Here is a 25,532-nt window from a genome sequence, read left to right on the forward strand (position 1 = left end):
CGGCCCATCCTATCTCCTTCATGGGAGATAGCTCACATTCTCTTTTCTGCATTGCATGTGCAAGTTTTTCAAAGATTTAACTCGGCTTCCGGTTCCTTTATGAGCCTTGTATTCGCTCTCCTCAGATAAGATGAACCCTTCTGTCCAAATTACACAGATGAATTTTCGGTACCTGTACCTAAGTACGATTACAACCGTTCTTTCAAGCTCATAAAATCTCTCCGCGGTCGAAATTGTTTCTAGTTTGAATTATATGAGACATAAGAGCTTGGGGGAGAAATGCCAGACCTTAAAGGGAAGCCTGTAGAGGGATCAAAAAGGCGCATCTTTATTGATTATTTGCACTGGAAGACGTACATATCGTGTTTTCTGCTTCTGATTGTTGTTGGTCTTTTGAGTTCCACAATGATTCATGCCCAACTAAGCGGACAAGGGCAAATACAGGGTGTAGTCACTGATCAGAGTGGAGCTGCAGTGCCTAACGTGAATGTGACTGCAACGAATGTTCAAACCGGAGTGGAGATAACGCGGCAAGCCAGCGAAGCTGGGTATTACGTGTTGTCTGGATTGCAACCTGGTCTTTATACGCTAAAAATTTCTGCTCCTGGTTTTTTGTCATTCAGACAGGAAAACCTCAGAATCGATGCTCTCCAGGTGTTAGGTTTGAACATCTCTCTAAAGGTGGGATCGACACAGGAAACTGTAACCGTGACCTCTGCGCCTCCTGCACTTGAGACTGAGAATGCCTCTTTAGGCGCAACCATGGAGAACGAAACCTATTCTGCGTTGCCGATCAATATGGGCAGCGGAGCTCAGCGAGATCCTACTGCATTTGTTTATCTAATGCCGGGTGTTACGGGTGGCGGTCGTTCTGGAATCTTTAATGGCGCGGGCGGAAGCAACGGATACCTCAATGAAATGTATGTCGAGGGAATGCCAATTACATCGGGATCTCAGCAAGGAGATAACAGAGGAGTTTCATTAGCAGTCTCGCTCGAGGCCGTAGAGCAGTTCCAGGTACAAACGAGTGGTTCAAATCCTAATCTCTCGGGCATGGGCGCACAAAACTACACTATTAAATCCGGTACAAACAAGATTCATGGAAGCGCCTATGATTTTGTTCGGAATACGGCATTTGATTCTTGGGATTTCTTTGCGAAAGCTGCTACCAAGCAGACTGCTTCGGGTGCCACGGTAAAAGCTGACAAGCCCTCAGAGCATATGCATGAGATGGGCTTTACTCTCAGCGGCCCAATCATGAAGAATAAGATGTTTCTGTTTTTGTCTGCAGGTCACTACAAATACACCTATGGTCCGAGTCCTGGGCTGATGACTGTACCGACTAAAGAAGAACGTAACGGAGATTTTAGCGCTTCAGGACTCTGGCCTATCTATGATCCTACGACACAGGTAGCCTGCACCTCGGCACAGAAGAAAAACTGTGCTTACCAGTTTGCTGGCCTCAAGAATGGTGTATCGACGCCTAATGTGATCCCTGCAAGTCGTATTTCCTCTATTGCTCAGTATATGCAGCAATGGTTACCAAGCCCGACGAATAAAGATAATGTGAACAATCTTCTCGCTGGACACTCTGGCGGAAACTCGAACTGGGAGTTGACGGAGAGATTCGACTACGACATTACGGCTTCGCAGAGAATTTCTCTCATTGGAAGCGCCGGCCGTCGTGGATTTATCGGATACAACTATGGTGGTGATGCTGTGCTGCCTCTTCCTTATATGCAGGGAAGAACAAATAATCAGCTAAATGCAAACGGCATATTCGAACATCTGTGGACAATCTCTCCTTCCTTAATCAATCAGTTCAAGTTCGGTTATGTACGGCAGTGGGGGCCTACTGGCAATCCGACTTCCGGAATTGCCAAATATGCGGCTGCGTCTGCTGTCGGTATAGGGAATCTTCCTGCAGGGGAAGCCTCAAACACCTTCCCTGGAGCGAGTTTCAGTGGTGGGCAGTATGGATATAACACCTGGTATAGTCAAAATGGATACGATCAAGTTAATAACACCTTCAGTCTAAAAGATCAGGTTCAATGGATCCATGGTCGACACAATGTAACTATGGGGTTTGATCTTCAGTGGTTGCAAATTAACCAGAGTAATTGGGATTCGGAGACGAAACCTCTTTCGCTGACATTTAGTCGCAGTTCTACTGCAAATTTCCAAACCAATTCGTCACTGGTTGCACAGTCTGGAGATCCTTATGCAAGTTTCCTGATCGGTGCAGTACATTCAACCAGCCTGAGCTTCAAACCCTTTGATAAGGTGGGAGCGAGATACCGCCCATTTTCGCCATATATCTCGGACGATTTCAAAGTGAATCCTCGTTTGACGGTTAATCTTGGACTTCGCTGGGATCTCTTCCCTCCATATCATGAGGCAGCGAATAGGTGGTCTTTCTTCAATCCCTCTTTGACCAATTCGCTTACTGGAACTGCTGGTGCTATGCAGTATGCCGGCTCCGGAGCTGATAGTTGCCATTGCACGACTCCTGTAAATACCTACTATAGAAACTTTGGACCACGCGTTGGTTTTGCGTATGCCTTGGATAACAAAACCGTAGTAAGAGGATCCTATGGCATTATGTACTCCCATGGAGGCGGCGTTGGCGGTAGGTCGGGTGCAAACTATGGTACAGGCCAAACAGGTTTGACCTCGTCTGCCTCGTTCACAAATTCGCTCAATGGTGAGCAGCCTGCGTTTTATCTCAATCCGGGATCGGGGAATTCGTCTTTTCCCTCCTATAATCTGACTCCAACCCACTCTTCAACCGTGAATACCGGTAACTATGTAGACAGCGCTGGGAAGACCTATACTACGCAGGGTGTTAGCTTCGCCGATCCGGTTATTTCGGGAAGGGCTCCTTACGCCGAGAATTGGAACATTGGGTTTCAGCGTGCTCTAACGGAAAAGATGGTAATAAGTGTCAATTATTCTGCGAGTGCGTCACATTTCCTTTCCAGCAGCGATAATAATAAGCGTGGAAAGATCAGTAACGCCCTTGATCCTAAATACTTAGTGATCGGTCAATACTTAGGGAGTGTCGCAAACAGCGTCGATAAAGCAACAGGAAAAACCTATCTGCAAGATGCTCAGGTTCGGTACCCTGGAATTGCTTTACCATACAGCAATTTCGGTACAGCCTCGACAGCTACTGTCGCTGCAGCTTTGAAACCCTATTCTCAATATGGTTCCATCTCCGATACGTGGGGAAATGTCTCAAATGCTAACTACAATTCACTGCAGCTGACATTAAGCCAACGAACCTATAAAGGTCTTTCCTTTACAGTCAACTACACTTATAGCAAAAGCCTTGATGATGCTGGAACCTTCAGGAGTGGTTACGATATCCCGTCCTCCATTATGGATGATGGATCCACCTGGAAGGTCGGCCGTATTGATCGCTCTCGTAGCACTTCGGATTATCCGCAGCGGTTAAGTATTTTCGGTGTGTATCAACTGCCTTTCGGAACGGGACAATTGGGTGGAAATAGTCGGCTAGTCAAAACTCTAGCTGGAGGTTGGTCTGTGTCCGGAATCTATTCGTATAGTTCAGGAGGCCCGCTAGCCATCACTGGTAGTGGATGCGTAAGCCAAGGGCAGGGAACCTGTATGCCGAGCTATAATGCCAGTTTCACCGGAAAAGTTAGAAAGAACGGGAGTTGGGGACACGGCTATTTAGCGAATATGTCTGGTGCTCCTTCTTATATTGATTACAACGCCTTTAAAGCTCCAGCAGGATATAAGATCGGCAATTTGGCGCGTACTGTTCCATATGATCTCAGGAGTCCTAATACGAATAATGCGGATGCCAGTATTCGGCGGACTTTTGATATCTGGAAAGATCGCAGTGTCAAATTTTTGTTCCAGGCTGACGTGTTCAATGTTGCGAATCATACTCGTTTCGGTGGAATTGGAGATAGCTTCACTTGTTCTTCCGGAAACGACTATGGAGTTGCCGCAGGTGCATGCTCTGGCTCGGGAAGCCTCGGCCAGGTAACGGGGGTTGATAATCATCCCCGTGATTGGCAGTTCTCCGGGAAAATTACTTTTTAGAATTTCCGGACCATAAGGGTGGCCAATTTGTGAATCCAATGGCCACCCTTTGTAGTAACCCTTTGCTATTAACTAAAGACAGGTTGGTCGAAGGCCTGATTTGGCGGAAAGCCACTCGAGATTTTTCTTCTTCTGTCTGCACTCTTGCGAAAAATGCTTTGGCCTCTGAAGCATGGTTTCCTTTTGCTCTCCGAAGCAAGGCTGTAATGCTACATTTCCGCAGAATCCTAAATCTGCGTCCCTTCGTTTGGGTTGCTTTTCGTTGCGGCTAAAAATTAGCCTTCCCTCTCTGCAATCCATTTCCCGAGTTCAGCGTATCTGGTCGCCCCTGCGTAGAAGTTAATTGTTATGAAGTACATAAAGACAGACTGATCGTAGATGTCGAAGATTCGTTATTGCCTTCTCAACTGGGTTCGTCGTTGACGGTCTGATCGGTACAAGTGCTGTCGCTAGGCTCTTAGAGCAACATTGGTTTGTGTGGCGACCCAATTCTCCTCGGATTGGGCTGCTTTTTCACAAACGTCTGTTGACAAAAGAATTATTAGTAAATAGCGTAACAAGCAGAACGCAGAACGACGTGCTCAATTAGGACAGGGCTTCCTTCCCACAGGCATTACCTGGACAGCAATTAGGGTATTGCAACGTGCAAGCAGTGTAGTTCTCTTGCTTATCTAGTCGACACGAAAATTCATGGAACATCGGAGGGCAGAGATGGACTTGCGCCTCAGACAGTTAGAATGCTTTTTAACACTAACTGAGACACTGAACTACGGCCGAGCTGCAAAGCGGCTCTATATGACACAGCCAACGCTGAGCTTTCAAATCAAGGCGTTAGAGACGGCACTGAGTGTACAGCTCTTTCGCCGAAACCGTAGGAGGGTAGAGGTAACAGAGGAAGGAAAGCTCCTTGTAGACTCTGCCAAACGAGTATTAGGGGAGATTCAGTCGTTTCAGGAGCAAGTGCGCTCCATGCCTTCTAAAAGGTACCTCCGTGTATGTTGCGGGCCAGTTGGAGAGTGCATCATGCTGCCCGCGATCTTAAGAAAGTTATCGGAGTCGGATCCGGATTTTCATGTCGAATTGCGGAGCCTCACCCCTTCGCAACATCTGGAGGCTCTTCAGAAGAAAGAAGTGGATGTCATTCTAATGGTGCAGCCTTTTGAACATCCGGCAATTTCTTTTCAACAAATTGCAGAGGAGTCATTGATCGCAGTACTTCCAGAGAGCATGCGGGAGTCTGCTACGAAAGGAATCTCTGTTTACGAATTCTGCAAGATGCCGATTCTCGCTGTAGATCAGCATCGGTCCTTGCAATCCCGGGAGTTTATTACCGGACTGGTAGAACGCTTTGGGCTTTCGCCTCAGTTGGTCGATGCTCCAGCGAGTTACTTGGGAATGTTTTCTTTGGTTGCTGCAGGCAAAGGTGCTTTGTTAACAACAGAATCTTTCCTGGATCTTTCTTTTCCCGGTGTGACAATGGCGGAATTCCGAGAGCCCTTACCCAAAGTTCCACTGGGAATTGCCTGGCGAAGTGAGGCAGATTCTTCCTCTCTCCGGTATTTTTTGAGAGTAGCCGCACGTGTTGCTACGCAACGGACAGCGGTTCGCGCCGCAGATTCCCGGTTCTTGCCAGGAAATCGGGGCCAGTCTGCGCTTTTGACGGGAGTAGGTCGGTAGTGAATCGTGCTTTGGCCGACAAGTAAAATTGCTGCAACATGCAAAGGGAGCAGATTCAGTGAGAATCTGCTCCCTTTTTGTATCTAGATCTAGTTCTTTACGCTGCTTTTTGACGTTGAGTGGCGATCTCCGCCAATCTCTGTCTCATGCGTAAACGGGCATTCATCAGCAGAGGCAGGATCTCTCCCGACGGGAGATTCACGAGGCTCGAGATCCGGTCTACTGCATATCCTTCGACATCGCGTAATAAGAAGATAAGCTTCTCAATCGGAGGCAGCTCCTGGAGTGCTTCTTCCATATCCGTACGACGAACATTTACTTGCGCAAGTCCATCCTCTGTACACGGAGAGACAGCCTCTCCCCTGGTTCGGAAACAGAGTTTTTCACGGAGTTCTGCGATTAAGGCCAAATCCACGATCTGACCATCGGGTTCGGGGGTGGTAGAAAATGCCCTGATAAAGCTGGAGCCCAGAATCTTTTCTGCTTCCAACTCATTGCCCGTCATATAAAAGGCAAGAGCAAAGATCCGATGATAGTGGCTTTGATAGATGTCGCGTTGACGTTGCTCAACTGAGCGCTCAGCTTTCAATCGGACTAGCGTGGCTGGCTTGGCTAAAAGTTGCCGTTCTATATCGAACAAAAGGAACCTCGCTATCGGAAGTACGTTTCCTTTGTTTATTGTGATGCAGTTTAGGGCACAACGTGCCGAACAAGCACATGAATTCGGGGAATCATTCCCAAATTGCAATGGCAATCGGTTACGGTTGGTCTTCTTCTTGGAAACAAGCAGATAAATGCAGCAGTGGAAGGAGTTGCAGTGGGGAGCCACTCGTTTCAGATGGGGAATCCATCTGGGTAGCTCTCATCTATAGTCAAATCTAACATTGTTCGCAGTGTTTTCGTGCCTAAAGTTCCCGGTGAGCTGTCTTCCTCTGCCCGGAGATCCAGACTGTCGCGGAAAATCTTCCAATGCTCTGCCGCTTCTTTACCCCTCTAAGTTTTTGAAAAACAGATATTTCCGGCGGGCATCCTGACCTCAGGTGTTCAGCATCGGAAACCAAAGATCCGAAGGCAGGATTCCCCTGAAAAAACATCATTGCTGCCTTTGGAGGGAGAGAAAAAGATGGAATTACTGAGCGCATCCGACGTAGGGCACCAACTGGCGTCCAGACCAGCCTGGAAAATGGAGCGCGGAAGTCTTGTACGACAAGTGGAGCTTGCGGATTTTGCCAAAGCTTTGGAGTTTGTAAATAAGGTAGGGGCTGAGGCCGAGGCGATGGGGCACCATCCCGACATTGAAATCAAGTACAACAAGGTTCGGCTGTCCTTAATTTCTCATGATGCTGGAGGACTTACGGACACCGATTTCGAATTGGCTGCGGCGATCGACGATCTTCTTGCCTAAAGAAGTGCTTCGGCCTGCCAGCTAGATCTCGTCCTCTGGTTTTTGTGGGTAGGGTGAATTGGGGGTATGGCCGTCCTGCCGGATGCTCTCGATGCCCTTTCTGTTGAAAATTGCAACAGCTAAGCCTCCGAGAAGCGCAGACCCTCCCATAAGGAGAGCAGCACGGAGGATTTGTTTGGACTTTTTGGGTTTTTGTTCTGGCTCAGATTGATCCATATTGCTATTAGAATTCATAGATTGAAGATCGGCTCAGATCGTTTCTTCATAAATAAGGATGAGAGATTCTGGAAATGGAAGCAACTTTCGACGAGCAAATGTGTCAAAGATAGTATGAATGGCCCGAAATTGGTGAAAAACGGGAGATTCAGAGGGTTTTCGAACTCAAGAAATATTAAAAAAGAAATTTTTGAGTTCATTGCATTTTTTGTATTGAAGATTTCAATATTTGTAGTATTCTTAAATCACTTCGAAGCTACTTGAGCAAAGAGCTCGTAGTCGAAGGAAAGTTTATAAGTTGCGTCACTGGCCTCCCGGCACGGACAAAATAACGTTCGTGCCGTCTTTTTTTGTCTTCTACGAAACTATCGACCAAAGATTGCCGGGCAGCTTAGGATAAAGCTGCGATGGAGGTCGCCTGATGCTGCAAAAGAAGATTCTGTTAACAGCGCTTGCCGTAATGGCAACCGTTGCGAGCTATGCCCAGTGGTCGAGTCCCGCCGACGAGATCCCCGCGTACCATGCGCAAGCTCCAACAGTGGGAGCGAAACTGGCTCCTATTCTCTCGGGAAAGCAGTACACCTATCCCTGGCAGAAAGAGGTTTACCGGGAGGCGGCCAGGATCCCGGGTGTGATTTACCAGCTGCCCTGCTATTGCCGGTGTGATCGTGCCTTAGGACATCAAAGTCTGCGAAGTTGCTTCGAAACCAATCATGGAGCAGAATGTTCGACCTGTGCAAAAGAGGCAGCGTATGCCTATCGGATGACAAAACAAGGGAAGAATCCGAAGCAGATCCGAGAGGGTATTGAACATAAAGAGTACGAAAGCATTAACCTCGAAGCGCTCGGCACTTCAGCGAACTGAGAAAGGGTAAAATAGAAATTGAGAAGTACCCCTCTACTGGGGGCGTCACGGTTTCGACGGGATTGCTTGCGGTAGAAGAGGCATGCCGGGGTGTGGGCACCCGTAATCGCTTACAAAACAAACAATTGCCAACAATGAACTGGCACTTGCTGCTTAATTAAATAAGTAGCCGTCCCCTACGGCTTTGCCTGTGGGCTGTAAAGGGACGTCGCACAGCAGGCTGGCGTTGGTGGCTGGGTCTGGGCCACCGAGGCGAGATCTTCGGACTAGTGTTGCAAGCATCTTGTCGGTTCTGAGCTTGCAATGCGAAACCTTCGGAACCGACTGAGCATGGAGTCTCTTCACTGACTACGATTTCGGACGCGGGTTCGACTCCCGCCGCCTCCACCAAACACAAGTTGTTGAGAGTAAAGGTCCCAGAGATGGGGCCTAAATTTTTGCGCTAAATTTACGTTTCTAGCGTTTCTGATTTTGCCTTGACGAAAGACGGACTGTGTCCTGTTACCAGCTACGCGAAGGAACCGGGAGGAGTTGGCAAGCATACAAAGAATTTGTGGAAGACAAGGAGCTCCGGACAATTTGATAGGGAATGAAGCCTCTGTCCGGCGAATCTGGGCAGCAGTTTCGCGGCGATAGGCAAGAACCTCAAAAAATATTTAAAACTTCATACTTTTTGGCTAGCATGACGGCAATCTAGGTTGACTTCCGTGAAAATCGCACAGGTGGTCTACCTAGCGGTGACAATTAGTGATGAATCAAGGAGCCACAAAAGTGCCGGAGTCTTCAACTAAGCGGTCTGTTAACCGGCTTGGAGACAAAGTTACAGACCAGCTCATCGTGTCGATTTTTTCTGGTGGTGCTGTGTCGGCTTTTGCGTTGATTGCCACCCAGTGGGGAAGAATCACCGCTTTTGCTTGGGGCATAAAAGTCCCGCTAGTGTTTTTAATGATCTTGGCCCTTCCGGCTTGTTTTGGACTTTATGGATTCTATCGTTTGCTAAGGTATCATTTTCGGACTCCGCTGTATTTTACGATTGATCCGGCCCAAACCCACATAAGTGAAGGCACAGATGACGCAACGGGACAACGCCTCATTACCCTTCAGATGTTTGTCACTATTGCTAATCCAACCCGGGATCGGACGCAAATTTTATATGCACACCTCAAGGGCACAGAGCTAACCATGTTCTTTCCTGAAGCAATTGAGGTCAAGCCATTTTCTGCCATGTTTAATCAGCATATGCTTTCCACTATGACAGCACCCAAGAAGCTGAAAGCAGGGGAGTTTAAGAGCGTCGTATACTTCGTTGATGTTGGAGGCAATCGCTATAAACAAAAGCTTAAAACCAGATTTACTCCTCCTCCTCCACGAATGACATCAATGAAGTGATTTGTGCTAACACTCTAGACGTGGTGGAGATCATGAACATCTTCGGCAATGAAAAATCTGTAACTTATTTTTGTATTGGCCAATGAAGATGTAGTCCGTGTTCAGCTTGTTGAAATTCTCAAAGGGGTGGTCAATGAACACCTAAGAAAAACTCAGTGAAATCCGGATCTGGGCACGCGTTTGGTCAAGCGCATCTGTAGCTTTTTGTCCGTCAAGTCTGGTTGTTACTGTATGTCGCCCGACTTCGGTGTGAATAGAGCGTTGCAACGAGGACACCGCACCTTGTCCTTACTAACGAACGTAATCATATTAGGGTGGATTGCGGCGCCGCAGGCCGTGCACTCTACCGAAGTGTCGTAATCATTTTCTGCGGTAAATTTTTTAGGCTCTGGCACGCTCCTAGCGTAACAGCCTTCAGTGGGTAACACCTCTGAGCTGCAGGCTATTTTTCTCAGTTCTTGTCGGGCCGCTCAATATGGTCGATGACCATCGTAAATGAAGTACTCTTATCTGGTTTCAATGCTAGACCTAGGTGGCTAATTGGCCACTTATTAAGTAGTCCGCCAGGATCGTTGGATTGGTCATTATCACTTCGTTGCTGAAGTGAAAAATCGTATCGTCCGAAAAGTCCCGTTTTATCCTGCACTGGGCGAGACGGAGACAACGATGTCAGAATCGCAGCTAGTGATTGCATCGTTGCAGCGTGAAAGGTTCTTACTTGAAGCCCATCATGCTTTGTAACAGTCATGACACCGCCAAAAGGAAGTACGACACCCTGCTTTGGTACCTGCGCACCTGGAACAGACGCGCTTAGTTTCGCCCCTTGCTTCCCAACAACGATGCTAAAGGATGGAGTTTCATCGGGAATCATGTGAATTGTCAATTTGCAGCGGTCCTTCAGGGCAGACCTCATTGCTGCTTTGAGCAGATCAACGTGATTATCGTTTTGCCCCTTCCATGCTGGGATATCTTTACTCGCAACTCTGGCATCCACATCGTAATACTCGGTGCCCGTCCAGCCCGGGAAATTCTGCGTCTTGGTACGAGACCAGTACATCGCCGTTTGGGGGTTATATGCCAGCATTATTAATTCCCATAAGGGCTGACCTATTGCACGATAACCATTGGGCAGAAGCTCCGCCGACCCTGGCATGCTAATAGATGTGTTTCTTTTAATTGAGAAGGTTTCGAATTTGATGTGAGGTGCGGTAGTACTCGGAAGTTTAGCCGGTTCTCTTCTATGGGGGCTTTGGGCTACCATCGGGATTGCTGCAAGTAGCAGTGTCCCGATCATGGGCAACAGAAGCTTAACAACAATTCCACAGTTATCAACCTTATTTGCGGGCGTCATTAGTACGAATTGATTCCTTCTAAGCATCGTGTAGCAAGCCGATTTATTTCCGCGAAGCTTGTTCAATGATTTTCCCTAACAGCTTGAGCCTCGACTGTATGGTGCTGCTTAGTGTAATCCCGCCATTGAGCCGGATGTAGTTGCAGTATTGATCCCGTGCGCTGAAAATCTGGCCGGGAGCAATCATGAATCCATGTTCGCGACATCGGTGGTAAAGCTTCATTGAATCGCATTTCTTATCCAACTCCACCCAGAGAACATAACCTGCACTTGGGTCGCTCACCTTTACGGAGGCCGGAAAGGCCTCAATTACTGCGGCTCGAAATCGCCTTATTTGGCGTGCTATCTCGAAGTGAAGGTGCCGGAGGTGTCGTACATATCCGCCAGAGTGAAACATAGCAGTTGCGGCAAGCTCCGATGCGAGGGATTGAGCACCTCCCATGTACCATTTCAAATTTGCAATTTTTTCGGCGTGGCGTTCGCTTGCAACCCATCCGAGACGGATTCCCGGAGCCAGGGTCTTATTCAGAGAAGTACAAATCAGCACATTGCCATTTCTATCGAAGTGCTTGGCGGCAATGTTTTCTCCTTGAAAGTGCAGATCCCCATAAACAAAATCCTCGATTAACGGAACACGATGCCGCTCCAGGATCCGAACCAAACGCTCTTTGTTGTTTAAATTCAAAGAGGCTCCGCTCGGATTACTCCCGGTTGTCATGACCACGCATGCTGCGGGACGAGGGTCGTGTTTTAGTAGTCGCTCCAAAGCATCCAGGTCCATTCCTCCACTGGAGACGACAGGCACTTCTAGTGCCTTCAGACCAAGAGTTTCCAATATCTGCAAGAGAACGTAATAAGTAGGCGATTCCACTGCAACCACGTCTCCCGATTTGCAGATGGAAGAAAGTGCCAGGAGAATTGACTCGTGTCCGCCGGTCGTAACCACGATTTGTTCGGGCTGAAGAGTGCAGCCCCAGCGAAGCATATGATGGGCGATTTCCTTACGAAGATCGAGAGCTCCAGGTACAGGACTGAGTTGTCCTAGCGGATTGGGCGATTGTCGCACGACTCGTGCCATTTCCCGTCGCAAGCGATCGAGAGGGAACCACTCTGTAGATGGATAGGCTCCGGCAAGGCTAATCATCTCATCGGCTTGGGAACTTCGCATTGCTTCGCGAATCAGAGCTGCACGCTGAACGGCTCGGCTTTGTTTCAGGTACCGCCCGGAGGCCGGAACGTCTGTATTCGATGGTTTTCGCACATAGTAACCAGAGCGGTTATGTGCCTCGACCAATCCTGTATCCTCCAGCCTCGCCAATGCCTGCTGAACTGTAAAGATACTGAGTCCCCGCATACGTGCTAAATCGCGGATGGAAGGCAGACGAGATCCTGTAGCCAGTGTCCCGGAGGTAATCATTTCCTGAATCTGCGCCGTTAACTGTTCGTATTTGAGGAGAGAAGTCCTGTCATTTGCCATTTCCATCTGTACCAGTCAATATTGGAAAATTCTGTATCTGTACTGTTATCGAGAATCATTCTATCGTGATATGGGTGGAAGTTTGCCCGAAGAACAAGGTTCGCAGGTTTTCGATTCGGACACGGATATTCACAACGTTTAGTAAAGAAGTGAAAGGTTGTAACAATGAAGGGTGCTGAACTGCTCGTCGCTGCTCTGGAAAACGAGGGCGTGGAATGGGTCTTTGGCGTACCGGGAGAAGAAAATCTCGATGTAGTGGAGAGTCTTCGTTGCTCCAGAATCAAATTGATCGTCACCCGGCACGAGCAGGCAGCTGCCTTTATGGCCGCCACTCATGGCCGCCTAACGGGAAAACCTGGGGTTTGTCTCGCCACACTTGGCCCGGGGGCATTGAATCTCACAACCGGAGCAGCCTATGCCCTGCTTGGCGCCATGCCTATGGTGATGATTACAGGACAGAAGGGAATCCTGAGCCGTAAACAGGCGGGCTTTCAGGTGATAGACATTGTTTCGGCGATGGCACCTCTTACCAAGATGGCGAGACAAATCGTCAGTTCTGCTACGATTCCCTCTATCGTAAGAGAAGCATTTCGTGTCGCGCAGGAAGAACGTCCTGGTCCTGTACACCTGGAGCTTCCAGAAGACATTGCGGGTGAATCCGGAGCAGATGTTCCTCTGGTAAAACCCCATCCTATTGAGATTCCCGTTGCTCATCCAACTGCTTTGGATCGAGCAGCTGAGTTAATCCGCAAAGCCAAGCGACCGCTGATAATGTTGGGAGCAGCCGCAAACCGGCCGCATCTGGCGGGAGCGCTATCGGAATTTGTTCATCGTGTAAAGATTCCCTTCTTCAATACGCAGATGGGGAAGGGGGCTGTCGCAGGAGAATCGGATCTCTACATGGGAACGGCGGCGCTTACGGAACGCGATTACATCCACCGTGCTGTCGATCGTGCAGACCTGATCATCTCCATCGGACACGATACGGTGGAGAAGCCTCCTTTCCTCATGGGTGCCGGAGGGCCCACCGTTTTACACATAGGTTATTTGCCCGCTACCGTAGAGGAGGTTTTCTTCCCCCACGCTGAAGTTATAGGAGATGTGGGACCAAGCCTCACACTGCTAGCCGACCGGCTCGGAGGCGCATTACCAAATGCCAGCGCTCTTCTCCCTTTAAGGGAGGAAATTCTTGCCCATATTGCCGAGCGTGCAGAGGAAAGCCGCTTTCCGCTAACGCCGCAAAGAATCGTTCACGATGTTCGTCAAGTTATGCCGGAGCAGGGAATTGTCTGCCTCGATAACGGCATGTACAAAATCTGGTTCGCACGAAACTATCGCACCCGTATAGCGAATACGCTACTTCTCGATAATGCACTCGCGACTATGGGCGCGGGTTTGCCCTCGGCGATTACTGCGGCATTGCTCTATCCGAATCGCCGCGTTTTGGCTGTCTGTGGAGACGGTGGCTTTCTGATGAATTCCCAGGAAATGGAAACAGCCGTGCGTCTCAAACTAAATCTTGTCGTTCTGATTCTTCAGGACAATGCCTTCGGGATGATTCGCTGGAAACAGGCGGCCAGTCATTTTGCCGATTACGGCATGACCTTTGGAAATCCCGACTTTGTTGCCTATGCAAAGGCCTATGGGGCAACAGGCAGCAGCGTGGAAGATGCCGAGGGGCTAATTCCTGCGCTCGAAGCGGCATTTCAGGAGGGTGGTGTCCACGTCGTCAGCGTGCCACTCGATTACTCCGAAAATATTCGTGTCCTGATCGACGAATTGCGTAAGAACACACCAGAACCACTAGGAGCCTAAATGAAGGTCTTTCAGGTTTTTGATCGTACGCTATTGACCGATGTAAATGAAGATAACGAAGCTACCCTGAATCGCAAACTCGATCTGGCTACCTCTGCATTTGCTTCTCGGGATTCCTGGTTGAAGCCATTTCAACGGATCGCGATCCTCCGCAAACTGACGACGCTCATAGAAGGCAAGCGCGAACACCTCAGTTACCAAATCGCACGCGAAGGAGGAAAACCTCTGACCGATGCGTTTGTCGAAGTGGATCGTGCTATTGATGGAGTGCGCAATGCCATCGAGGTTCTGCGCAATGATGGTGGCCGCGAAGTCCCCATGGGCATTACTCCGGCAAGCGATGGACGTTGGGCCTTTACCACTCGCGAACCACTGGGAGTTGTTGCGGCTATTTCCGCATTTAATCACCCCGTCAATTTGATCGTTCACCAGGTTATTCCGGCAATCGCTACGGGATGTCCTGTAATCGTCAAGCCCTCTCCTGCCACTCCACTCTCCTGTATTGATCTTGTGGCCCTTATTTACGAAGCCGGACTTCCCGAACCCTGGTGCCAGATTCTTTTGACAGAGAGCAATGAACTGGCACAAAAACTGGTGACAGATCCGCGCATTGCATTTCTCAGTTTCATCGGTTCCAGCAAAGTTGGATGGCATCTTCGCAGTATCTTGTCTCCGGGAACTCGTTGTGCTCTGGAACATGGAGGAGCCGCCCCGGCAATCATCGATCGCTCGGCCAATCTGGACCGCGTGATTGAACCACTGGTAAAAGGTGGATACTACCATGCAGGGCAGGTTTGCGTTTCGACACAGCGCATCTTTGTGCATGCGGATATCGAGCAGGATTTCCTTGATCGCTTCTCAGCCAGAGTTGCAGCGCTTAAAGCTGGCGACCCGCTCCTTCCCGAGACAGAAGTTGGTCCTCTGATTCATCCCCGCGAAGCCAAGCGGGTCACTGCCTGGATCGATGAGGCCGTTGCAGGAGGATCGAAGAAGATTGGCGGTGGATCTCTTTCTGAAACCACTTTGCTTCCAACCATCCTTGTCCACCCGCCTGCCGATTCCAAGGTTGCAACACAAGAGATCTTTGGTCCTGTAACCTGCGTGAGCTCGTTCACCAAACTGGAAGACGCTATCGGTACTGCTAACTCCTTACCTGTCGCCTTTCAGGCAAGTATCTTTACCGAAGATTTGCAGAACGCACTGCACGCTGCAGAGCGCCTGGATGCCTCGGCGGTCATGATCAACGACCACACGGCTTTCCGCACAGATTGGATGCCTTTCGCCGGACGACGGCAATCCGGCTATAGCATCGGCGGCATCCCCCCCACCATGCACGACATGACACAAGAGAAGATGATTGTTTTTCGCAAAGGATAACGCTTGACCAAGTTGCGGCAATCCTGTTCGTGAATTATCGATTATAAGGATACCGGGGAGACTGATTCAAAACATCGCGATTTCAATACTCCTAGCTCACGTTGATGGCCATCTGGTCGAAGCCCGAGATCGCGGACGAAAATACGTGACTGTTACAAATATCTAACGAGCAGAATCACAAATCGAAGAAAACTCCCCTGGTCCGGGCAGCTTACAGTGCTGTGAGCCGTCCGGCATTGCATAATGTGGGCTAAACGTCCCTGCCGTGTTACCTAAAGGGAAAGTTTAGGTAACGTTGCCCATCCCAAACTTGCCTGGATGCCAACTCTACGTATGCGCTTGTCATTATTGGAGTATTCGCTAATCTTCGTTTTCACCTACCGACAGAAACACTGATTGATCTCGACCCATAGGGCCGCTAATTGGCCGAGCCCATAGAATGGACAGGAGCAAACCTCTTGACTATGCATTCTTGTGGGAGCTACTATGCGTTTCCGTAAAAACATCATTTCAATAGAAGGAGTATTTTATTAGGAACTCCTCATTTTGGCAGATTGTCAGTTACAGATGTTCTTAACGGCAATGAGCTCCGATACAGGGAGTGGAGTGATTGAAACAGGGAAGGACTAGGTTTTTCGCTAAAACTGGCAACGTTGCCGAATGGTTATCGTACTTAATTCGAAGAGAATTCCGCCAAAAACAGAAAGGCCGAGACATGCAGCGTTGACGGCCGTGTACACATTTGTGCATGAGACTTTTCTGAATTGTGAAGCTTCTTCGGATGGTTGATGTGTGCAAACTGCGTTGCTTCTTTACTTGAGGCTCAAATTCCATCCTGTACTTTGCGGTTACAGGATCATTGCAACGTGGACATCGCTTGACCGGTATCAGCATCTACATGCCAAGTTTGTCCCCTCACTTATGACTTGAAAGAGGAAAGGTCATGAAAAAGGTATTGGTCGCCATTGTGGCAATTGTCGTCATGGCATCCTTGGGCGCAAACGCACAATCCGGCGGCTCGGGTGCTATCCAAGGCATGATCAAGGATGGTACCGGCGCATATATTCCCGATGCCACTGTTACCGCCCGCAATGTGGCGACCGGCGTCACGGTTACGCGTCAAACATCGAAAGAAGGATTCTTCATGCTCCCGTCGCTCAATGCGGGAACATACACGGTTACAGTTACGGCGGCTGGTTTTGAAAGCCTGCAGCAGCAAAATATTCGGTTGGACGCCATGCAGGTGTTGGGACTGGATCTCACGTTACAGGTTGGAGCGGCTAGCCAGACTGTCACTGTTACTGAAGCTCCGCCAGTCTTGCATACGGAAGATGCAATGCTCGGCTCCACTGTCGAGCAGGAGATGTACTCTAGTCTGCCTGTTCTGCAAACCAGCTTTCAGCGTCGTGCCACCGACTTTATTCAGTTAATGCCCGGCGTAAATGCTCAACCCACGAATGGCGATGCCAGCACGAACGTGGGTTCTGTCAACGGTTCCAGCCCTCGCGGTGCAGTTTCGTCGATCTACATCAATGGAGTCCCAATCACGTCTGTAGCTGGTGAAGGCGACCCACGTTTCATCTGGACGGCGATGCCTCTGGATTCCATTAATCAGTTTCAGGTCTATACGGCTGCTTATCCTGCTGCGTACGAAGGGCAGGGTGTCATCAACTACGATGTAAAGGGCGGAACAAACAAGATTCACGGAAACGTATTTGAATACTTCCGTAACACTGCTCTGGACACGTGGGGATATCTTGCTCCTGCGGCAATCAATCCAAAAACCGGAACCGCTACGAAACCAGTCGAGCATCAGAACGAATACGGATTCACGCTGGGTTTCCCTATACTCAAAGATAAGCTCTTCATCTTTGGCAGCTACTCAGGCTATCGATACGTTGCTGGCGCTAACTATCAGTATCAGGTCGGACCGACTCTCGCGAACTTGCAGGGCGACTTTACCAAAACCGGGTTTGATATTTACGATCCCACCACAACGGTCTGTTCCGGAAAAGCTTGCAAACGCACGCAATTCGTCGGCGACAACGGCACCAAGAATATTCTTCCTTCGAGCAGAATTTCCGCACAAGCCAAGGCGATGCAGGCGTTTTTGCAGAAGCTTTATCCTAACGGGCCCACCTCTGTCGATGCGAGTGTAGATCCGCAGACTGGTGCCACAATTGAAAGCGGAAAATATTTGACAGGACTGCCGACGGGCAAGAGAACCTGGTCGACCGCGAACCGCGTGGACTATCACATTTCGCCTCAGCATAATTTTTCTGCTGTGATTGCCTTTGGACGTTTGGCCTCATCGGGTGCAGGCGGCGGAATTTCCGGAACAGTCCCGAGTTCCAAGAATCAGATGGCGCCTCCCTTCATCTCGTATCAGCAGTATTTCGACAAAACCAAGGTCTTCCTTTTCGAAGATGACTACACCTTTACACCGCATATCCTCAACCAGCTCAAATATGGATATGGGCGGTACGACGATTCGGCTACGAATCAGGATCAAGGGGGCAACTATTCCGCTTCCGCATTAGGTATTACCGGACTGCCAAATGGGCAGGCGAGCGACTCCTTTCCCAAGGTGAGTTGGAGTGGTAACGGCAACAACTTCAATCAATGGGCTGGATACTCGGGCAACCGCAATGTAGCTAGTGGATATGTCTTGATTGACAACCTGCTGTTGAACATAGGCAGGCACAACATTGTAGTAGGCGGTGAGATTGCCTGGATGCAGTACAACTTTCTCAATAACAAGACGGGCGTCAATCCTCTTCAGCTGACCTTCAGTTCGAGTGAGACCTCGAACTTCAAAGCAAATAGTACTTCAGTGAATTCTGCGGCCGGCTATTCCTATGCCAGCTTCCTTCTTGGTGCAACCGACTCGGCCAGCTTTACCTTGAGTGCAGCTCCCGAAACTGGAGCTCGCTTCCGTCCGGTTTCGCCATATATCCAGGATGACTGGAAGATTACTCCGAAGCTGGCAATTAACCTCGGACTTCGCTGGGATTACTATCCGAGTTACAGAGAAGTCAAGGATCGCCTTTCCTGGATGGATCCTAATGTAACCAACACGCTGGTCAACTACCCCGGGGCTCTGGTCTTTGCCGGCTCAGGATCAGGAAGGTGCAACTGTCACAATAACGTGAACAATTATCTTAAGAACTTCGGGCCACGTTTGGGAATTGCCTATCAGATCGCGCCCAAGACCGTCTTGAGAGCGAGCTATGGTGTGTTTTATACACACGGAAACAATATCGGAGGTAGCGCAACTTCCAGACAAGGCACAGGTCTGGTTGGCTATAGCGTTTCGCCTAAGGCTGCAGTTGCGAATGGGCAGACCTACACCAACGATACAGGTGCGACAGGTGCGAGCTACTGGAGTCTGGGGCGGCCATTTCCGTCATACACCTTGCCTCCAACGCTAGATTCGACATTGGGAACCTATTACACAACCGCAAGTTCGGCTGCATCCCAGTCTGTGTCCTACGCAGATCCATACTATGGTGGTAGAGCTCCGCAATACATTAACTGGAGCTTCGGGATTGAACGTCAGCTGACGGTCGATTCCACGTTCTCCATGACCTATGTCGGTTCTGAAGGCCACTTTGTTTATCTGGATTCCAACAACGGACGTGGCAAGTGGAGTAACCAGCTTGATCCTAAGTACTTGTACCTGGGAAACGCGTTAAGCCAGACTGCAACTTCGGCAGCTTTGAGTGCTGCAGGAATTTCGGCTCCGTTTTCAACATTCAGCTCTAGTACAGGGACAATAGCTCAGGCGCTCAAGCCCTTCCCTCAATACAGCGGTGTGAGCGATAGCTACGGTGCTGTGGGCAATACCTCTTATCACTCCCTGCAGCTTGTATTCAATCATCGGTTGAGTAAAGGCTTGAGTGCGATGGCCAATTACACCTGGTCCAGATCTATCGATAGTACGGGCAGCTTCCGCTCCGGATACGATATTCCTGCGGCTTATGCGACGGACGGGAAATTCTACAAGGCCCGCTCACTTGATCGCAGTCTCTCGATGGGCAATCAGCCGCATAAGTTCGTCGTAACGGCCGTTTATGATTTGCCCTTTGGCAAAGGTCACATGGGCGGCAACAACTTCTGGGTCCGCAATCTGGCCGGAGGTTGGCATCTATCCGGCATCTACCGGATTTGGGCGGGCTCTCCATTGAGCGTTACGATGAGTTCGTGTAATACCAATCCTGCTCAGTCGGTTTGCTATCCCATTCTGAATTCATCTTTTGGCGGTCCGGTTCGTATCAACGGCGAATACGGACATGCACGTGGGGCAAATGCCAGCAATATGACCAGCTTTGCGTATATCGATGGGAAAGCATTTGCAAAGACAGGCGACTATGTGTTCAGCACGCTGGCACGCTCGGCTCCTCTCAACTTGCGCAACTCAGGTAGCTATACAGCAGATATGAGCGTCCGGCGTTCCTTCGATATTCGGGAACGTGCAAAATTCGAATTCAAGGTGGATGCCTTTAACATCACAAACCATACATGGTTCGGCTATGGAACCAGTGGTTCTTCTATTGGTTGGAATCCTACGACTTCAACCATGTCCGCAACTCTGGGTGTGGAGAATGCTTCGCGTGACTTCCAGCTCTCAGGAAATATTCGGTTTTGAGATAGAAGTTATTCTCACTAAGAAAGAAGGCCTCCGATTTCTGGGGGCCTTCTTTCTTCAGACATCATTTCTCTATTGGAGAGCTTCGGTGAGTGGTGGCGCCTCAGCTTCCGGCAGCGATACGCCCAGTATTTTGGCGAGCGTTGGGGCAATCCTCAGATTTTCTACTTCTCCGAGGTTTACTCCAGGGCGGATATGCGCACCGGACAATATTAACAATGCGTCCATATCGCGGTTGATGTTGTTATAGCCGTGAGTTCCCCTTGCCGGATTTACGTCCTCTATCTCCGGTCCTTCCACTCCATCTGTAAAGGCATAGCCTGGAGCTGCGGTCAGATAAAGATCCGGGCCCTGATCAGTATTACTGGGAGAAGGAATACCTAATTGTCCAACTTCCGCTTTGGTGTAGACACCGGAGACTCCGGGCATCGCGGAGAAGTACTTTCCCATTTCCTGTGTCAGCTTCTCGCGCCGGACCTCATTGCGGATATAAAGAGCCGTCTCTCCGCCTTCAGGAAGAAACCATGCGTCACCCACATAAGTTTTGTCCTGTGGACGGAGGATGCCTTTGTGCGCCAGTACCGCATTGGGGTGGATTGCATGTGAGTAGCCCGCAAATCCATGGTCGGAAGCTAATACAAAGGTAATGCGATCGAGAAGACCAGAGAGACGTGCAGCTTCGATGAGCCTGGCTATGCAATGATCGGCATAAGCGTAGGCTGCATATGCAGCTGGTGTGAGTGGTGCGTATTGGTGCTGCAACGTGTCGGTATCGAGCAGATGAAAGAGCAGAAGATTCGGTGTGTGATGGGTCAGAATATCGACGGCGGCATCGGTCCAGATCTCATCCAACCAGGCCGGGCTGCCTGCTCCGAAATGGGATACCTGCTCTGCAGTTATCAGCTTCTGATCGATCAGATCCTGCACGATAGGGCTGTCCAACGATGGCCGCTCGGCAAATTCCCAGCGGACATTTTTAGCTTTGTGGATTGCTACCCAATCAACCTGGCCTGTCGTCATGCCCTTGGCTGCTGCAGCATCGTAGAGTGTTGTGCCGTGAACCAAGACATCCTTAGGTGCTTCCTGCCGCACCTCGAGGGGCTCACCGCTTGCGGGCAGTTCAATCCGTCCATTGGCCATTACATGATGGTGATCAGCATTTACTCCGGTAATCAGGGTGGTGTGATTGGGCCAAGTAATAGTCGGATTTATGGGGCGTAGCGCTTCGGCATGAGCTCCGTTATTCTCCAGCATGCGCAACGTGGGCATTGGGAGGCGCGGGTCTTTGAGTGCACGGGCCGGAAAACCGTCGATTGTGATCAAAACAACGATGGGGCCTTGCGTGGCAGCAGATCCATCATTCGCTGCATAAGCAAGCGGGGAGAGGACGAGTGAAAGCGTAAAAAGGCCTGTAAGCAGCAGAGATCTGTATTGGGAGAACCTCAACACCTTGCTCCATTTCTGTCGCTTCGCCGGCGACAAGGCAAACATGCGGACTACCGCTGTAGTAAGAGATTCAAGTCACGCAAAAAAGCAATAGCTCCAGAAGAGGACCGATTCGCCCCCGAGCTAGAGAGATAAATTTTGCATAATCGATTGCGCAAAGGATTTTTACACTTCCAGGTGGTCAATCGTCAACTCATTTGCGCCGCCTCTTCGTTGCGCAATCGATTTCTACAAGCTAAGCCTCGAAACGGGTGCACGGGATGAAGTAGACCGAATGCGGAATCAAATTGGGAACGTTTCTGTAATCCATTTAATATCAATGATTTGACGGTGAGGGCGAAGTGGATATTGTTAAGCGGATTAGATCGTGAAAACAAACGGTCAACGAAATTCTTGACAATGCACATGCGTGGCAAGTTAAATGTTTCCGCTTGCGCAATCGATTGCGCAAACCCTGGCGAACGATAGGATCGCCAGGTAAACGTTCGGAGAGAACATGAAAGAACATCTAAAAAGAGGGTTATTTGTTGTAGCGCTTTTGCTCGCCATTAGCTTGAGAGGTTGGTCCCAGAACGCAAATTCAGGAGACATTCGGGGTGTCGTTACAGATACGACCGGTGCCATGATTGCAGATGTAACCGTGACACTGACCGACCTCGATAAGGGGGTAACCAAACAGTTCCAAACGAATGAATCCGGTATGTACGATACAGGTCCGGTTGTCGCCGGTGTTTACAAGATCAGCTTCAGCAAATCAGGGTTCAGCCCCTATACCCGTAGTTCCATCACCTTGGGTGTCGGCGTTACAACGATCAATGCCGAGCTAAAGGCTGGTTCCGTAACCGAAGAAGTCGTTGTGAATACTGACGTGCCGCTCGTCCAGATGGAAACTGGCGAACGTTCTACGACATTGGCTTCGAAAGAGCTGCAAGACCTCCCGAATCAAGGGCAGGACTGGCAGAACTTTGTGAAGATGATTCCCGGTGCCGCAGCTCTGGGCGGTAATGCAAATTCCACAGGCCAGGTTCTCTCTGTGAACGGTAACCTGCCTTATAACGCAGTCTTGAACGACGGAGCCTCCTCCGCTCTCTCTCACTCCGGTAATGCCGATGTCTCGATTCTGGAGACGATTCAGGAAGTTCAGGTCAACACTTCGGCATTCTCTGCGCAGTACGGTGTTGGCGGCGTGGTCTTTAACCAGATCACAAAGGGCGGTTCAAACACCTGGCATGGTTCTTTGTACGAGTATGCGCAGAACGATTTCTTTAATGCTCGTAGCTACTTCCAGACATCGACTCCCTACGTGCGCTATCACAACTTCGGCGGCGCGGTGAGTGGTCCAATCCTTCGTAACAAGGCATTCTTCTTCTTCGATTACGATCACACCATCAATCAGTCAGCTTCAACCGGAACTACAACGGTTCCGACGCTCGCGATGCGCCAGGGAAATTTCGCTGGCATGGCTCCGATCTATGATCCGACAACCAGCGCGTATCAGACGGCAGGTGGAAAGACCTATGTTTCTCGAGCCAAGTTCACAGACAACAAAATTGCAAACATTGATTCTGTGGCTGCGGCTATCCAGAAGTTCTATCCACTTCCTAACCTGGCTGGTACTACGGACCCGGTCACTGGAGTAACCGGCAACAATTATTACTACGCATATCGGAACTCAAATCCGTATGACAAGTTCTTCGGTCGTTTGGATTACGATGTGACTCCCAACAATCGCGTCACGGCGTCAGTGACAAAACGAGATCGGCCGGCACAGATCAACAGCCCTATGGGATGTCCTGTTAATTGCTACGCAGGTGATGTGGATAGCGTTAACTCTCAGCTTACCGATGTTTGGAACATCAGCAACAAAGTCATCAATGAAGCACGCCTGGGTTATACCAATCAGCTCAACTTCTATAAGGCACAGAGTACGGGGAAAGGGTATCCCTCAATGTTTGGGCTCAAGTTCTCCCACTCCGATACCTTTCCTACGGTCGATGTAACCAATATGAACGAGCTTGCTCCTGGCTATAACGCAACCTACAAGGAGCACAACTTCGATCCCTCCGATGTTGTCACTATGATTCTTGGCCACCACGTGCTGCACTTCGGCGGTGAGTATCTGATCTTTGAGGACAACTCAACGGCTTGGGGCAACATGAATGGTGCCACAGTAGGCTTTACGGGTACCTACACCCAATGCACCTACTGCGTTGCCACCGGAGCAGCCAGTTCGACCGGTAATGCATACGCCGACTTCCTGTTAGGTGACATCCAGAGCTGGTCTGCCCAGTTCACTCCCGAATATGGTGCGCGTCAAAAGGCACCGCAGATGTTTGTTCAGGATGACTGGAAGATCACTCCGAAGTTGACCCTAAACCTCGGTCTTCGCTACCAGATTATGGAAGGTTGGACCGATGCGAAGAAGAACCAGCGGACCTTCGATCCTTTGGTGACAAACAGCGCAACGGGAACTCTGGGTGCGATGTGGTATGCCACCAATGGTGATCATGGCCGCAAGCAATTGCAGGACAATGTATACGATACTTTCCTGCCGCGCGTCGGCTTTGCCTGGCAGGCGAATAACAATACAGTAGTCCGCGGCGGCTATGGTATTTATGCCTATCTCTGGAGTCTCGATACTTATGGCAACGGTCAAGGATCTGCATTTGAGTACTCGGGATCTTTGACGGATACAAGTAACGGATTTACGCCGATTGGGTCATTGTCAGGCACGAATCCAAACTTTAGCTATGTAGCCAAGTCTTCGAACAATGCTGCTTTCAATGGGCAGAATGTTTCCTACAACCAGCAGAAGACACCAGTCGCGAAGATTCAAGAGTATAACGTAGCAATCGAGCGCACAATTGGTGCCAACATGGCTGCCTCCATCGCGTATGTCGGAAGCCATTCTTCGAACCTGATCTTCAGCCGCGATATTAACCAGGTTCCACAATCAAAGCTGTCAGTAAACGACCAGAGTTCGCGGCCTTACCCACACTATCTGAAGATTTCAGGTAGCACGTACAACGGGTATGCAAACTACAACTCTCTTCAGATGACTTTCCAGCGCCGTATGACGAACAACGTTTCTACGCAAACGAGTTATGCGTGGTCCAAGTTCCTCGACATCTACGACTCTTCAGGATGGGGTGGTTCCGGCGGTACGCAGACCTTCCAGAACTCCTATGACGCACGTTCGAACTATGGTCCTTCGAACTTCGACGTCCGCCACTCGTTCAAGACCAGTGTGGTCTACCAGCTTCCTTTCGGAAAAGGACAACGCTTCCTTAACCGAAACAGGTGGATTGACGAGGCGGTAGGGGGATGGAAGTTGTCATCGAATCTTGTGGCGCAATCGGGACACCCGTTCACGGTGGTCATGAGCACTAACAACTCCTATGCTTTATCGGGAAACTGGTATCCGAATCAGGTAGGGAATCCGCGCAAGTCGAATCGTACCATCAACAGCTGGTTCAACACTTCTGCATTTGCGGCACCAGATCCGGGTACTTTTGGAAATAACCATCGCAACAACGTTTACGGCCCCAAGCTGTTCTTGCTTGATATGTCGATGGGTAAGACCTTCAACGTGTACAAGGATCTGTATAAGTTCCAGTTGCGCATCGATGCGACGAATGCACTTAACCATCCGAACTTCGGACTGCCCGGTGCCACAATCGGATCGGGTAGCGCTGGAGTGATTAACAGCACTTCAACCAATGGACGTAACATTCAACTGGGCGGTCGCTTCTCCTTCTAGTCAGCGAACCCCACAATCTGTAGTACCCTAAG

The 25,532-nt window shown here is 49.7% G+C and carries 13 protein-coding genes and 1 other RNA gene; 10 read left to right on the forward strand and 4 right to left on the reverse strand.

Going from position 1 to position 25,532, the window contains the following annotated elements:
- Positions 1 to 279 precede the first annotated feature (279 nt).
- The gene (locus AC6I7T_RS20765) at positions 280 to 4,074 is read left to right on the forward strand and encodes a TonB-dependent receptor (protein WP_497789491.1); all 3,795 of its coding nucleotides are present in this window, start codon (positions 280 to 282) and stop codon (positions 4,072 to 4,074) included.
- 711 nt (positions 4,075 to 4,785) lie between these two features.
- Positions 4,786 to 5,751, forward strand: a complete 966-nt coding sequence (locus AC6I7T_RS20770; protein ID WP_497789493.1) for a LysR family transcriptional regulator — start codon at positions 4,786 to 4,788, stop codon at positions 5,749 to 5,751.
- Between the two features lie 97 nt (positions 5,752 to 5,848).
- Here AC6I7T_RS20770 and AC6I7T_RS20775 read toward each other — a convergent pair whose 3' ends face one another.
- Entirely contained in the window at positions 5,849 to 6,391 is a 543-nt protein-coding gene (locus tag AC6I7T_RS20775) for an RNA polymerase sigma factor (protein WP_497789494.1), read from the reverse strand.
- Between the two features lie 483 nt (positions 6,392 to 6,874).
- Here AC6I7T_RS20775 and AC6I7T_RS20780 point away from each other — a divergent pair, with 483 nt between their 5' ends.
- The 4 genes from AC6I7T_RS20780 (at position 6,875) to AC6I7T_RS20795 (ending at position 9,626) form a co-directional block, all read left to right on the forward strand.
- Positions 6,875 to 7,156, forward strand: a complete 282-nt coding sequence (locus tag AC6I7T_RS20780; RefSeq protein ID WP_497789495.1) for a 4a-hydroxytetrahydrobiopterin dehydratase — start codon at positions 6,875 to 6,877, stop codon at positions 7,154 to 7,156.
- 637 nt (positions 7,157 to 7,793) lie between these two features.
- Positions 7,794 to 8,237 (forward strand): CYCXC family (seleno)protein, encoded by a 444-nt coding sequence (locus AC6I7T_RS20785; RefSeq protein WP_497789497.1) that lies wholly within the window; start codon positions 7,794 to 7,796, stop codon positions 8,235 to 8,237.
- A gap of 38 nt (positions 8,238 to 8,275) precedes the next feature.
- Positions 8,276 to 8,627: a transfer-messenger RNA gene (ssrA, locus tag AC6I7T_RS20790) on the forward strand.
- 357 nt (positions 8,628 to 8,984) lie between these two features.
- Entirely contained in the window at positions 8,985 to 9,626 is a 642-nt protein-coding gene (locus AC6I7T_RS20795) for a hypothetical protein (RefSeq protein WP_497789499.1), read from the forward strand.
- Positions 9,627 to 10,077: 451 nt separating this feature from the next.
- Here the strand turns inward: AC6I7T_RS20795 and AC6I7T_RS20800 are convergent, their stop codons facing one another.
- Complete coding sequence (locus AC6I7T_RS20800; protein ID WP_497794635.1) at positions 10,078 to 11,004, reverse strand: TIGR03435 family protein; 927 nt, start codon at positions 11,002 to 11,004, stop codon at positions 10,078 to 10,080.
- Positions 11,005 to 11,020: 16 nt separating this feature from the next.
- Positions 11,021 to 12,454, reverse strand: a complete 1,434-nt coding sequence (locus AC6I7T_RS20805; RefSeq protein ID WP_497789500.1) for an aminotransferase-like domain-containing protein — start codon at positions 12,452 to 12,454, stop codon at positions 11,021 to 11,023.
- Between the two features lie 165 nt (positions 12,455 to 12,619).
- On the opposite strand from AC6I7T_RS20805, the gene AC6I7T_RS20810 reads away from it, so the two are divergent.
- The 3 genes from AC6I7T_RS20810 (at position 12,620) to AC6I7T_RS20820 (ending at position 20,294) form a co-directional block, all read left to right on the forward strand.
- On the forward strand, positions 12,620 to 14,269 hold the full coding sequence (locus AC6I7T_RS20810) for an acetolactate synthase large subunit (RefSeq protein WP_497789502.1): 1,650 nt from the start codon (positions 12,620 to 12,622) through the stop codon (positions 14,267 to 14,269).
- Positions 14,270 to 15,646, forward strand: coding sequence for an aldehyde dehydrogenase family protein (locus AC6I7T_RS20815; RefSeq protein WP_497789503.1), 1,377 nt, complete (start codon positions 14,270 to 14,272; stop codon positions 15,644 to 15,646).
- A 943-nt stretch (positions 15,647 to 16,589) separates the two neighbouring features.
- Positions 16,590 to 20,294 (forward strand): carboxypeptidase-like regulatory domain-containing protein, encoded by a 3,705-nt coding sequence (locus AC6I7T_RS20820; protein WP_497789504.1) that lies wholly within the window; start codon positions 16,590 to 16,592, stop codon positions 20,292 to 20,294.
- A gap of 72 nt (positions 20,295 to 20,366) precedes the next feature.
- Here AC6I7T_RS20820 and AC6I7T_RS20825 read toward each other — a convergent pair whose 3' ends face one another.
- Positions 20,367 to 21,743 (reverse strand): alkaline phosphatase family protein, encoded by a 1,377-nt coding sequence (locus AC6I7T_RS20825; RefSeq protein WP_497789506.1) that lies wholly within the window; start codon positions 21,741 to 21,743, stop codon positions 20,367 to 20,369.
- 493 nt (positions 21,744 to 22,236) lie between these two features.
- Between AC6I7T_RS20825 and AC6I7T_RS20830 the strand changes: the two genes are divergently transcribed.
- Entirely contained in the window at positions 22,237 to 25,500 is a 3,264-nt protein-coding gene (locus tag AC6I7T_RS20830) for a TonB-dependent receptor (RefSeq protein ID WP_497789508.1), read from the forward strand.
- Positions 25,501 to 25,532 lie beyond the last annotated feature (32 nt).

Source organism: Humiphilus diazotrophicus (genome assembly GCF_059726315.1).

Bases quoted from the DNA above. Each gene is read 5' to 3' on its own strand.
- AC6I7T_RS20765 (WP_497789491.1), top strand. From the start codon at position 280: ATGCCAGACCTTAAAGGGAAGCCTGTAGAGGGATCAAAAAGGCGCATC.
- AC6I7T_RS20770 (WP_497789493.1), top strand. From the start codon at position 4,786: ATGGACTTGCGCCTCAGACAGTTAGAATGCTTTTTAACACTAACTGAG.
- AC6I7T_RS20780 (WP_497789495.1), top strand. From the start codon at position 6,875: ATGGAATTACTGAGCGCATCCGACGTAGGGCACCAACTGGCGTCCAGA.
- AC6I7T_RS20785 (WP_497789497.1), top strand. From the start codon at position 7,794: ATGCTGCAAAAGAAGATTCTGTTAACAGCGCTTGCCGTAATGGCAACC.
- AC6I7T_RS20800 (WP_497794635.1), bottom strand. From the start codon at position 11,004: ATGCTTAGAAGGAATCAATTCGTACTAATGACGCCCGCAAATAAGGTT.
- AC6I7T_RS20805 (WP_497789500.1), bottom strand. From the start codon at position 12,454: ATGGCAAATGACAGGACTTCTCTCCTCAAATACGAACAGTTAACGGCG.
- AC6I7T_RS20810 (WP_497789502.1), top strand. From the start codon at position 12,620: ATGAAGGGTGCTGAACTGCTCGTCGCTGCTCTGGAAAACGAGGGCGTG.
- AC6I7T_RS20815 (WP_497789503.1), top strand. From the start codon at position 14,270: ATGAAGGTCTTTCAGGTTTTTGATCGTACGCTATTGACCGATGTAAAT.
- AC6I7T_RS20820 (WP_497789504.1), top strand. From the start codon at position 16,590: ATGAAAAAGGTATTGGTCGCCATTGTGGCAATTGTCGTCATGGCATCC.
- AC6I7T_RS20830 (WP_497789508.1), top strand. From the start codon at position 22,237: ATGAAAGAACATCTAAAAAGAGGGTTATTTGTTGTAGCGCTTTTGCTC.